Below are 10915 nucleotides of genomic sequence, written 5' to 3'. Positions count from 1 at the left end.
GGCGACGGGGCGGGCTTCGGCGGCGTCACGGCCGGACCCTCGCGGGCTGGACGGGGGTCGCGGCTTGCGAGGCCGGCGCCGGCGCGTGCGGCCGCAGCAGCAGGAACAGGGTCACGGCGAGGAAGGCCACATAGACCGCGGCTTCGCCGACCGTCGGCGCGTCGTGGTAGTTGAACAGGCCCGCCAGCACCGCCCCGACCGGGCTCGACACGGGCAGCACGCCGGTCAGGTCATAGGCCAGCGTCTGCAGGAGGTTCCACAGGCCCGCCTCATGGAGCTGCCGCACGACGCCTGCGAGCAGCCCAGCGGCCACGATCAGGATCAGCACGCCGGTCCAGCGGAAGAAGCGGCGCAGATCGATGCGCGCCCCGCCGTGGAAGATGGCGTAGCCCACCGCGACCGACACGGCGACGCCCGCAAGCGCTCCAAGCGCCGCGCCGGGTCCAGGGCTCTGCTGCACGATCGCGAGCAGGAAGAAGATCGATTCGAGCCCCTCGCGGGCGACCGCGAAGAAGGCCATCGCCACCAGCCCCCAGGCGCCGGAGCCGGTGGCGAAGGCCTCGTCCACCGAATGCCGCAGATCGGAGGCGATGGTCCGCGCCGCCTTGCGCATCCAGAACACCATGCCGGTGAGCAGGCTCGCCGCCACCAGCCCGACCAGCGCCTCGAACAGCTCCTGCGTCTTCTGGGGGAACTCGGCGCTGGCGAACTCCAGCGCCGCGCCGACCGCGAACGAGGCCGCCACCGCCAGCAGCACGCCGATCCAGATCGCCGGAAGCCAGCCGTCGCGGCCGGTCTGGCGCAGATAGCTCGCGATGACGCCCACGATGAGCGCCGCCTCGAGCCCTTCGCGCAGCATGATCAGAAAGGGTGCGAGCATCGAACGCCGAACCGGGACAGGGAGACCTGACCGCAGCTATGCGCCGCCGCGCTTAAGCCCGCAAGTTTTTGTTATTACTTTGAAATTTATCTAAACATGGCGATTTTGGGGCAGATGGGGAGCGGCGGCGTCGGCCCGCCCGGACGCCTTGAGGGCCGGCCCGACCACTCCCCTCACCCGTCGTTCCTGGGCGTGTTCGCGAGCGTCCAGCAGGCTTCGAAAACGACGAGAGGCCGGGTCTTGCGGCCCGGCCTCTCGCGGATGTGGTCGTGGATCGCGTTTGAGCCTCAGAGGCCCTTCACGATCGCCTCGGTGACCTTCTTGGCGTCGCCGAACAGCATCATGGTGTTGTCGCGGAAGAACAGCTCGTTCTCCACGCCGGCGTAACCCGCCGCCATGCCGCGCTTGATGAAGAGGACGGTGCCCGCCTTCTCCACGTCGAGGATGGGCATGCCGTAGATCGCCGAGGTCTTGTCGGTCTTCGCCGCCGGGTTGGTGACGTCGTTCGCGCCGATGACGAAGGCCACGTCCGCGCCCGAGAACTCGGAGTTGATGTCCTCGAGCTCGAACACCTCGTCGTAGGGCACCTGGGCCTCGGCGAGCAGGACGTTCATGTGGCCCGGCATGCGGCCCGCCACCGGATGGATGGCGTACTTCACCTCGACGCCCTCCTCCTTCAGCTTGTCGGCCATTTCACGCAGCGCGTGCTGGGCCTGCGCCACCGCCATGCCGTAGCCCGGCACGATGATGACCTTGGACGCGTTCTTCATGATGAAGGCCGCGTCGTCGGCCGAGCCCTGCTTCACCGGCCGCTGTTCGCCGCCGCCCGCGCCGCCGGAGCCCGCCGCGGCGTCGCCGCCGAAGCCGCCGAGGATCACGGAGATGAAGCTCCGGTTCATGCCCTTGCACATGATGTAGGACAGGATCGCGCCGCTTGAGCCCACCAGCGCGCCGGTGATGATGAGCGCCAGATTGCCGAGCGTGAAGCCGATGCCGGCCGCGGCCCAACCCGAGTAGGAGTTGAGCATCGACACGACCACCGGCATGTCCGCGCCGCCGATCGGGATGATGATCAGGAAGCCGAAGGCGAGCGAGGCTAGGACGATGAGCCAGAACACGAAGTGGCTCTCGGTGACCACGAACACCACGCCGAGCACCACGATCAACGCGGCGAGGCCGATGTTGATGATGTGGCGCATGGGCAGCAGGATCGGCTTGCCGGACATGCGTCCGTCGAGCTTGGCGAAGGCGATGAGCGAGCCCGTGAAGGTGATCGCGCCGATCGCGACGCCGAGCGCCATCTCGACCAGGGACTGGCCGTGGATGTGGCCCACCGCGCCGATGCCGAAGGCTTCGGGCGCGTAGAGGGCGGCGGCCGCCACCAGCACGGCGGCGAGGCCGACGAGCGAGTGGAAGGCGGCCACCAGCTGCGGCATCGCCGTCATGGCGATGCGCTTGGCGGTGAGGGCGCCGATGGCGCCGCCGACGCCGAGGCCGAGGATCACCAGCAGCCAGCCGCCCACGCCGTGGGGCGGGGAGACGAACAGCGTGGTCAGGATCGCGAGCGTCATGCCCGCGATGCCCATGGTGTTGCCGCGCCGGGAGGTCGCCGGGCTCGACAGACCCTGCAGCGACAGGATGAAGAGGACGCCGGCGATGAGGTAGAGGATCTGGACGATGTCGGTCATCGCTGGTCGTCAGCCCTTCTTCTTGTACATGCTGAGCATGCGCTGGGTGACGAGGAAGCCGCCGAAGATGTTGATCGAGGCGAGCACCAGGGCGACGAAGCCGAAGCCGCGCGCCCACCAGGGGCCCGAACCGCCGGCCAGATCGACGCCGACGGCGAGCAGGGCGCCGACGACGATGACGGAGGAGATAGCGTTGGTGACCGCCATCAGGGGCGTGTGCAGCGCGGGCGTCACGCTCCATACCACGTAGTAGCCCACGAACACCGCCAGCACGAAGATCGCGAGGCGGAACACGAAGGGATCGATCACGCCGCCGCTGGCGGTGTGCAGGGCGACGCCTGCGGCGTCGGTGATCTGGTCGGCGTAGGACTGGGCGGCGATCGCCGCCTCGCGCGCGGCGTCGGCCGCGGCCTGGGCGCGATCCGCGGCCTCTTCAGGAGAAAGCGCGGCCATCAGTTCGTCTCCGCGGGCTTGGCGATGGGATGCACGACGGCGCCATCCCTGGTGAGGAGGGTCGCCTTGACGAGCTCATCGTCCCAGTCGACGGCGAGCTCCTTGGTCTCCTTGGAGAGCAGGGTCTCGAGGAAGGCCGACAGGTTCTTGGCGTAGAGCGCGGAGGACGAGGCCGAGAGACGGCCCGCCACGTTGCGGTGACCGACGATCTTGACGCCGTTCACCTCGACCACTTCGCCCGCGACCGCGCCTTCGACGTTGCCGCCGCGCTCGACCGCGAGGTCCACCAGCACCGAACCGGGCTTCATGGACTTCACCATCGCCGCGGTAACGAGCCGCGGCGCCGGACGACCCGGAATGAGCGCGGTGGTGATGACGATGTCCTGCTTGGCGATGTGGTTCGCCACCAGCTCCGCCTGCTTGGCCTGATACTCGGCCGACATGGCCTTGGCGTAGCCGGCCGCGGTCTCGGCCTGCTTGAACTCCTCGTTCTCGACCGCCACGAACTTGGCGCCGAGCGAGGCCACCTGCTCCTTGGCGGCGGGCCGCACGTCGGTCGCCGACACCACGGCGCCGAGGCGACGGGCGGTGGCGATGGCCTGAAGGCCGGCGACGCCCGCGCCCATGACGAAGGCCTTGGCCGGCGGGACCGTGCCGGCGGCGGTCATCATCTGGGGAAGAGCGCGGCCGAACTCGGCGGCGGCGTCGATCACCGCGCGGTAGCCCGCGAGGTTGGCCTGGGACGAGAGCACGTCCATGACCTGGGCCCGGGTGATGCGGGGCATCAGCTCCATGGCGAACAGGGAGATGTTTTCAGCGGCGAGCGCCGCGATCTCCGCGGAGGCTCCGTAAGGGTCCATCGTGCCGATCACGAGCGCGCCGGGCTTGAGGCCGGTCACGCCCTCGGGCGCCGGGCGGCGCACGGTCAGGAGCACGTCGGCGCCGGACAGCGCTGCCGCGCGCGACGGGGCGATGTCGGCGCCCGCTTCGCTGTATGCCTCGTCGGTGGCGCCTGCGGTGAGGCCTGCGCCGGTCTCGACGCTGATCGAGGCGCCGAGCCCCTTCAGCCTCTTGACGACGTCAGGCGTCAGGGCGACGCGCGGCTCCGACGGGTCTGTCTCTTTGGCGACGGCGATCTTCATCGGATCAGACGATGTACCAGAGCGCGACGAGCAGCAGCGCGGACCCGACGATGGGAAGGATCGTGCCCTTCTCGCTCACGGCTCCGATCACGCCGCCGACGATGGCGAGCAGAACGCCGAGGCCGCACAGCCACCACGGGCCCGTCACGCCGCCGATGGCGAGCGAGATCACGACCAGAACGGCCATGGCCGTGCCGATCTTCGACATCTTCATCACACCGGCGTAGGTGCGCTCATGCTCGGCGTAGTCGTTGCCTGTGGCCGTGGCGTATTCGGTGATCCCTGCCATATCCGTCCCTTTCCATGTGCTCGACGTCATTGTGTCGCACTCGCGCGTCGGGCTTAGCCTAAAGCATCGGAGGGAGCAAACCCCCCTAAACGTACTGGTATACCAAATGCCAGAATAGGACAATCATCCGCGCCAAATCCGCGCGCCGGCGCCCGCAGACGCTCGAAAATCAGCGATTGACGGATTCACGCCGTTCGGTCGAACGCGGCCGCCACCCGCTCCAGCGCGGCCTGCGCGAGCGCCCGTGACGGGGCCGTCCGCCGCGCGTCCGACGCCGCCGCCGCGAGCGTCACGGCGGCCCAGGCTGCGATGGGCGCCCTCATGCGGCCGCTTTCGGCGAGATAGGCGGCGAGATAGGCCTCCGCGAGGCGAAACCGGTAGGCGAGACGCAGCGGCAGCGGCGTCGGCGCGCCCCCCGGCGCGGCGCACAGGATGAAGGCGTAGGCCCGGCCCACATCCGCCGCGATCGGCCCCACGCCGGAGCGGCCCCAGTCCAGCACCGTCAGCCGCCCGCCATCGACCAGAACGTTCGAGGGCGACAGATCGCCGTGGCAGAAGCCGGATTCGGAGGCGAGCAGCAGGTCGCGGGCGCGCTCGATCGCCGCCGGGCCGAGATGCGGCGCCAGACTGTCGACGATCGAGGGCTTCACATGGCGCCGCCAGCGGCGACATCCGGGCGGCGGCGGCAGGCGGTGGATGTGGGCGTGGATACGCGCCAGTTCGCCCATCAGCGCGATCGCCCGCCACGGGCGGCGGGCGGCGAGCGCCGACAGGGTCTCACCGGTCACGCGCTGCCCGACGATGGAGCGGCCGTCCTCGCTGAGAGCGTCGGGCCGCCAGGTCGGCACGCCGTGCTCGTAGGCGAGGCGCGCGTTGCGGAACTCCCACACGATGCGGGCCCTGGCCACGTCGGCGAAGTAGCGCTTGACCACGCGGCCGTCGGCGCGGGCGTAGACGGCCGCCTGCGCGCCGCGGCCGATCTCGCTTTCGCCCGCCGGCGTGGCGGGCGGATCGGACGCGTCGTCCGACGTCACCGTCTCCAGCGCGCGGCTCATCCTCGAAGCCCCGCCACGGCCAGCGCCTCCGCCTGCCGGGCGGCGACGCGCTCGGCGGTGAAGCCGTCGATCTCGTGCTGGAACAGGCGGGCGAAGTTCAGCTCGGCGCCAAGATGCAGGAACACGCCGCCGAGGCCGATCGCGGCCCGGTCCATGAACACGAATTCGCGCGGGATCGTCACCGGACCTTTGCGCTTGAGCTCCTGGTGCACCCGGAACGCCTCCTTGCGGCCATAGGCGCCGGGGGAGACGCCGTCGGCCACCGTGCGCACCCGGTCGTCCAGCAGCGGGCCGTAGATGAAGCGCGCCCAGATGTTCAGCGTATCGATCAGGTCGCGGTTGAGCGCCTTGAAGCCCCAGGTCTCATAGGCGTGGGCCACGCGGGCGTCGTCGCCCTCGCGCAGGCCCTCGTAGAGATCGACCACGCCGCCGACGAAGCGCGGCGGGAAAATGCGCACGCAGCCATAGTCCAGCAGGTTCACGCCCTGCGGCTCGCCGTTCTCGGAGAAGGCGGCGTAATTGCCGAGATGCGGATCGCCGTGGATGACGCCGTAGGACGAGAACGGCCGCCACCAGGCGTGGAACATGGCGGCGCCGAGCCGGTTCCGGACCTCGAGCGGAGCCTCCTTGTGGGCGAGCAGGCGGGTGCCTTCGAGCCAGTCCAGCGTCAGCAGGCGCCCGGTGGACAGCTCGCCGCGCACGCCCGGCACGCGCACCTCCGGCGTCCGCGCCAGCATATGGGCGTAGAGCCGCGCATGGCCGGCCTCGCGGCGGTAGTCCAGCTCCTCGCGGATGCGCTCGCCGATCTCCTTCAGGATCTCGCTGGTGTCGATGGCGCTGTCGAACCGGGCGCGCAGATCGAACAGCCAGCCGAGCTGAACCAGATCCGCCTCCACCGCCGAGGCCATGTCGGGATATTGCAGCTTCACCGCGAGCGGCGCGCCGTCGAGGGCGGTCGCGCGATGCACCTGCCCGAGCGAGGCCGCTGCGGCGGGCTCCTTCTCGAACGAGCCGAACGTCGTGAGCCAGTCGGCCCCGAGCTCCGCCGCCATGCGCCGCTTGACGAAGGCGTAGCCCATGGGCGGGGCGTCGGACTGAAGCTGCGACAGCTCCTCCGCATATTCGGGCGGCAGGGCGTCCGGGATGGTGGCGAGAAGCTGCGCCACCTTCATGATCGGGCCCTTCAGCCCGCCGAGCGCGGCGCGCAGGTCCGCCGCGCGGGCCGCCCTGTCCCCGCCCCCGAACAGCCGCGCGCCGGCCACCTTGGCCGCGACGCCGCCCACGTTGACGCCGACGCGGGCGTAGCGGCCGACGCGGGCGGACAGGCGATTGCGTTCGAGATCGCGCGGGTCGGACATGAGCGGGCTTTCGATTCGACGGGCGGACGCAGGCGGACTCGCGCCTTAGGTAGGCCATGGCGACGCGTTTTTCAGCACGTCGCCCGTCGTCGCCGCGTCACGAACCGCGCGCTGACTGCGGACCGCCCGCCTTGAGACCGGAGGCCCACGCCCGAATGCAGCGCTTTCCGACCGCCCGTGACGCCGCCCTCGCCCTGCGGCCGGACCGTCCCGTCTACGCCTTCGCGCCCGACACGCTGACCGCCGACGCGCGCGCCTTTCTCGACGCGTTCCGGGGCGTCACGGCCTACGCGGTCAAAACCAACGGCGAACCCTTCGTGCGGGAGACGCTGGCCCGCGCCGGCGTCGCGGCCTTCGACGTGGCGAGCCCGGCGGAGTTCGCCGCGGCGCGGGCCGCCGCGCCCGAGGCCGCGCAGTTCTACATGCACCCGGTGAAGGCGGCCTCCGACATCCGGCTCGCGCTGGAGACCTATGGCATCCGCTCGGTGGCCGTCGATCACGAGGACGAGGTGGCGAAGATCCTGCGCGTCGTGCGCGCGCTCGATCTCGCGCCGGACGAGGTGACGCTGTTCGTCCGGCTCGCGACCAAGGGCCATGCGGCCTACGAGCTGTCGAAGAAGTTCGGCGCCGCGCCCGCCCATGCAGTGGAGCTGCTGCGGCGCATCGACCGCATCGGCTTCCGCGCCGGCCTCACCTTCCATGTGGGAAGCCAGGTGGAGGACCTCGATTCCTACGAGCGCGCCGTCGCTTCCGCCGCCTGGGTGAAGGGCCGCGCCGGGGTGGAGATCGCGGCGCTCGACATCGGCGGCGGCTTCCCCGCCCCTTACGGCCATGATCCGCGGCGACCCGCGCCGCCGCCGCCTCCGGTCGGCGATCTGGTGCGCCGGGTGCAGACCGAGATCGACGAATGGGGCCTGGGTTCGCTGCCGCTGGTCGCCGAACCCGGCCGAGTGATGGTGGCGCGCTGCCTGTCGGTGGTGGTGCGCGTGCTGCTGAAGAAGGGCCAGCGGCTCTACATCAACGACGGGATCTGGAGCTCGCTGTCGGATTCCTGGACCGGCAAGATCACCCTGCCCGCCCGCGTGATCACGGACCCGGCGCGACCCCGCCGGGCGCGCGCGGCCACGTCCAGGCTGACGCCGTTCCGCATCTGCGGCGCGACCTGCGACAGCGTCGACATCCTCTCCCGCCCGTTCTGGCTGCCGGACACGGTGGAGACCGGCGACTGGATCGAGATCGGCCATATCGGCGCCTACAGCCTCGCGCTTCGCACCCGCTTCAACGGCTTCTATCCGGACGACTTTGTGGAGGTGGAGCGCTCCTTTGGCGAAGGCGGGCCCGCGGACGGCGCGGCCACGCTGGAGCCGCGCGGCGGCGCGGGCTGACGCGGAGTTGGGCGCGATCAAAGGTCGCACAGAATTTAGGCGCCCATGCCGCATTGCGGTGTTTGCCATGGGGCAAGGAGCGTGCCTCACTGGCGCGGACGACGCCTTTGACGACGCAACGCCCAGCGGGAGCCCTCGTATGAACGACGTTCCGACCCCGATCGATCCCGAGGCGGCCCGCCGCCCCGTGCGCGAGGCCGCCCCCGCGGGCGCGCCCGATCCCGGCGTCGACGTCAAGCGGCTGCAGAAGGAGATTCTCGCGGAGCTGACCTATTCGGTCGGCCGCTCACCGGAGACCGCGAGCCCCCGCGACTGGTTCGTGGCCACCACCTACGCCGTGCGCGACCGCATCGTGGACCGATGGATCGTGGACCACGCCTCCAAGGAGAATAAACCCCAGAAGCGGGTCTATTACCTGTCGCTGGAGTTCCTGATCGGGCGGCTGCTGTTCGACGCGCTGAACAATCTCAACCTGACCGAAGTGGCCCGCGAAGCCCTGAGCGGCCTCGGCGTCGATCTCGACCGCATCCGCACTGCCGAGCCGGACGCGGCGCTCGGCAATGGCGGCCTCGGCCGTCTTGCCGCCTGCTTCATGGATTCCATGGCCTCGATCGGCGTGCCCGCCTTTGGCTACGGCATCCGCTACGACCACGGCCTGTTCCGTCAGGGCATCCGCGACGGCTGGCAGCAGGAATATCCGGAGGACTGGCTGTCCTTCGGCAATCCGTGGGAGTTCGCCCATCCGGAGATCGACTATCCCATCGGCTTCGGCGGCTATGTGGAGCAGGTGACCGAGGGCGGCGTCGCCCGGCACGTCTGGCGCCCGGCCGAGACGGTGGAGGCGGTGGCCTTCGACACGCCCGTGGTCGGCTGGCGCGGCCGGCATGTGAACACGCTGCGGCTCTGGTCCGCGCGCGCCGGCGATCAGATCAAGCTCGAGGCCTTCAACCGCGGCGACTATGTGGGGGCGCTGGCCGACCGGGTGCGGGTCGAGTCCATCTCCAAGGTGCTCTACCCCTCCGACGAGACGCCCGCCGGCCAGGAGCTGCGGCTGCGGCAGGAGTATTTCTTCGTCTCCGGCTCGCTGCAGGACCTCGTCCGCCGCCATCTGGAGGAGTGGGGCGACCTGCGCTCCCTGCCCGATCACGTGGCGATCCAGCTCAATGACACCCACCCCGCCATCGCGGTGCCGGAGCTGATGCGCCTGCTGATCGACGTCCACGGCCTCAGCTGGGACGAGGCGTGGCCGATCACGCTCGCCACCTTCTCCTACACCAACCACACCCTTCTGCCGGAGGCGCTGGAGAGCTGGCCCGTGCCGCTGATGGAGCGGCTGCTGCCGCGCCACATGCAGATCATCTACCTGATCAACGCGCTGGCGCTCGACGCCGCCCGCAAGCGCCATCCCGGCGACGACGCCCTGCTGGCCTCGATTTCGCTGATCGACGAGAGCAACGGCCGCCGGGTGCGCATGGGCCAGCTCGCCTTCACCGGATCGCACAAGATCAACGGCGTGTCGGCGCTGCACACCGACCTGATGAAGCAGACCGTGTTCCGCGATCTGCACCGGCTGCATCCGGACCGCATCGTCAACAAGACCAACGGCATCACCTTCCGCCGCTGGCTCGCCCAGGCCAATCCGGGCCTGACCTCGATCCTGATCGACGCGGTCGGCCCAGAGGTGCTGGACGACCCCATGCGGCTCGACCGGCTCGCCGGCATGGCGACCGACTCCGGCCTGCACGAGCGGCTGATCGACGCCAAGCGCGCCAACAAGGTGGCGCTCGCCCGGGTGATCGCCGACCGGCTCGACATCCAGGTCGATCCGGACGCGCTGTTCGACGTCCAGATCAAGCGCATCCACGAGTACAAGCGCCAGCTCCTGAACATTCTGGAGACGGTGGCGATCTACAACGCCATGCGCGCCCAGCCCATGCGGGCGTGGATGCCGCGGGTGAAGATCTTCGCCGGCAAGGCGGCGGCGAGCTACCATCAGGCCAAGCTCATCATCAAGCTCGCCAACGACGTGGCGCGGGTGGTGAACTCGGACCCCACCGTGCGCGGCCTGCTGAAGGTGGCCTTCCTGCCGAACTACAACGTCAGTCTTGCGGAGATCATCATCCCCGCCGCGGACCTGTCCGAGCAGATCTCCACCGCCGGCATGGAGGCGTCGGGCACCGGCAACATGAAGCTCGCGCTCAACGGCGCGCTCACCATCGGCACGCTCGACGGCGCCAATGTGGAGATCAAGGAGCATGTGGGCGACGAGAACATCTTCATCTTCGGCCTGACCGCGCAGGAGGTCGAGGCGCGCAAGCGCCGCGGCTACGACGCCCGCGCCGCGGTGGAGGCCTCGTCCATGCTGCGGGAGGTGCTGGAGTCGATCCGCAACGGCGTGTTCTCGCCCGACGATCCGAACCGCTATCAGGGCCTCGTGGACGGGCTCCTGAACCACGACACGTTCCTGGTGACGGCCGACTTCGACGCCTATTTCGCCGCCCAGCGGCGGGTGTACAAGCTGTGGCGCGACCGGGCGGCCTGGATGAAGTCGAGCGTCATCAACACCGCCAAGGTGGGCTGGTTCTCCTCCGACCGGACCATCGGGGAATATGCGGACGATATTTGGGGCGTGACGCCTGCAAGCCGCTGATCCGGCCACTATCTT

Annotated in this window: 9 protein-coding genes; 2 read left to right on the top strand and 7 right to left on the bottom strand. The window is 69.8% G+C overall.

Going from position 1 to position 10915, the window contains the following annotated elements; translation table 11 throughout:
- Window positions 1–25: 25 nt before the first annotated feature.
- The 7 genes from efeU to ACFQ4O_RS04135 all read right to left on the bottom strand — a co-directional run bounded on the left by efeU (window position 26) and on the right by ACFQ4O_RS04135 (window position 6865).
- Complete coding sequence (efeU, locus tag ACFQ4O_RS04165) at window positions 26–880, bottom strand: iron uptake transporter permease EfeU (RefSeq protein ID WP_378774389.1); 855 nt, start codon at window positions 878–880, stop codon at window positions 26–28.
- Between the two features lie 287 nt (window positions 881–1167).
- Window positions 1168–2568 carry an NAD(P)(+) transhydrogenase (Re/Si-specific) subunit beta gene (locus tag ACFQ4O_RS04160; RefSeq protein ID WP_378774388.1) on the bottom strand — a complete coding sequence of 467 codons (1401 nt, stop codon included), beginning with the start codon at window positions 2566–2568 and terminating at the stop codon, window positions 1168–1170.
- Between the two features lie 9 nt (window positions 2569–2577).
- Window positions 2578–3021 carry a proton-translocating transhydrogenase family protein gene (locus tag ACFQ4O_RS04155; protein ID WP_378774387.1) on the bottom strand — a complete coding sequence of 148 codons (444 nt, stop codon included), beginning with the start codon at window positions 3019–3021 and terminating at the stop codon, window positions 2578–2580.
- On the bottom strand, window positions 3021–4163 hold the full coding sequence (locus ACFQ4O_RS04150) for a Re/Si-specific NAD(P)(+) transhydrogenase subunit alpha (RefSeq protein ID WP_378774386.1): 1143 nt from the start codon (window positions 4161–4163) through the stop codon (window positions 3021–3023). The genes ACFQ4O_RS04155 and ACFQ4O_RS04150 overlap by 1 nt, the downstream gene beginning before the upstream one ends.
- 4 nt (window positions 4164–4167) lie before the next feature.
- The gene (locus ACFQ4O_RS04145) at window positions 4168–4452 is read right to left on the bottom strand and encodes an aa3-type cytochrome c oxidase subunit IV (protein WP_378774385.1); all 285 of its coding nucleotides are present in this window, start codon (window positions 4450–4452) and stop codon (window positions 4168–4170) included.
- Between the two features lie 185 nt (window positions 4453–4637).
- Window positions 4638–5507, bottom strand: coding sequence for an aminoglycoside phosphotransferase family protein (locus ACFQ4O_RS04140; protein ID WP_378774384.1), 870 nt, complete (start codon window positions 5505–5507; stop codon window positions 4638–4640).
- Window positions 5504–6865: an ABC1 kinase family protein gene (locus tag ACFQ4O_RS04135; RefSeq protein ID WP_378774383.1), complete on the bottom strand. Its 1362-nt coding sequence runs from the start codon at window positions 6863–6865 to the stop codon at window positions 5504–5506. The genes ACFQ4O_RS04140 and ACFQ4O_RS04135 overlap by 4 nt, the downstream gene beginning before the upstream one ends.
- Before the next feature lie 155 nt (window positions 6866–7020).
- Here ACFQ4O_RS04135 and ACFQ4O_RS04130 point away from each other — a divergent pair, with 155 nt between their 5' ends.
- Complete coding sequence (locus ACFQ4O_RS04130) at window positions 7021–8250, top strand: ornithine decarboxylase (RefSeq protein WP_378774382.1); 1230 nt, start codon at window positions 7021–7023, stop codon at window positions 8248–8250.
- Window positions 8251–8389: 139 nt separating this feature from the next.
- Window positions 8390–10900, top strand: coding sequence for a glycogen/starch/alpha-glucan phosphorylase (locus ACFQ4O_RS04125; RefSeq protein WP_378774381.1), 2511 nt, complete (start codon window positions 8390–8392; stop codon window positions 10898–10900).
- Window positions 10901–10915: the final 15 nt, after the last annotated feature.

This window comes from Methylopila musalis (genome assembly GCF_042679725.1).
Taxonomy (GTDB): Bacteria; Pseudomonadota; Alphaproteobacteria; order Rhizobiales; family Methylopilaceae; genus Methylopila; species Methylopila musalis.
This window is presented reverse-complemented; position numbering and strand designations above follow the sequence as displayed.

Bases quoted from the DNA above. Each gene is read 5' to 3' on its own strand.
- ACFQ4O_RS04130 (WP_378774382.1), top strand. From the start codon at position 7,021: ATGCAGCGCTTTCCGACCGCCCGTGACGCCGCCCTCGCCCTGCGGCCG.
- efeU (WP_378774389.1), bottom strand. From the start codon at position 880: ATGCTCGCACCCTTTCTGATCATGCTGCGCGAAGGGCTCGAGGCGGCG.
- ACFQ4O_RS04145 (WP_378774385.1), bottom strand. From the start codon at position 4,452: ATGGCAGGGATCACCGAATACGCCACGGCCACAGGCAACGACTACGCC.
- ACFQ4O_RS04125 (WP_378774381.1), top strand. From the start codon at position 8,390: ATGAACGACGTTCCGACCCCGATCGATCCCGAGGCGGCCCGCCGCCCC.
- ACFQ4O_RS04160 (WP_378774388.1), bottom strand. From the start codon at position 2,568: ATGACCGACATCGTCCAGATCCTCTACCTCATCGCCGGCGTCCTCTTC.
- ACFQ4O_RS04135 (WP_378774383.1), bottom strand. From the start codon at position 6,865: ATGTCCGACCCGCGCGATCTCGAACGCAATCGCCTGTCCGCCCGCGTC.
- ACFQ4O_RS04155 (WP_378774387.1), bottom strand. From the start codon at position 3,021: ATGGCCGCGCTTTCTCCTGAAGAGGCCGCGGATCGCGCCCAGGCCGCG.
- ACFQ4O_RS04150 (WP_378774386.1), bottom strand. From the start codon at position 4,163: ATGAAGATCGCCGTCGCCAAAGAGACAGACCCGTCGGAGCCGCGCGTC.
- ACFQ4O_RS04140 (WP_378774384.1), bottom strand. From the start codon at position 5,507: ATGAGCCGCGCGCTGGAGACGGTGACGTCGGACGACGCGTCCGATCCG.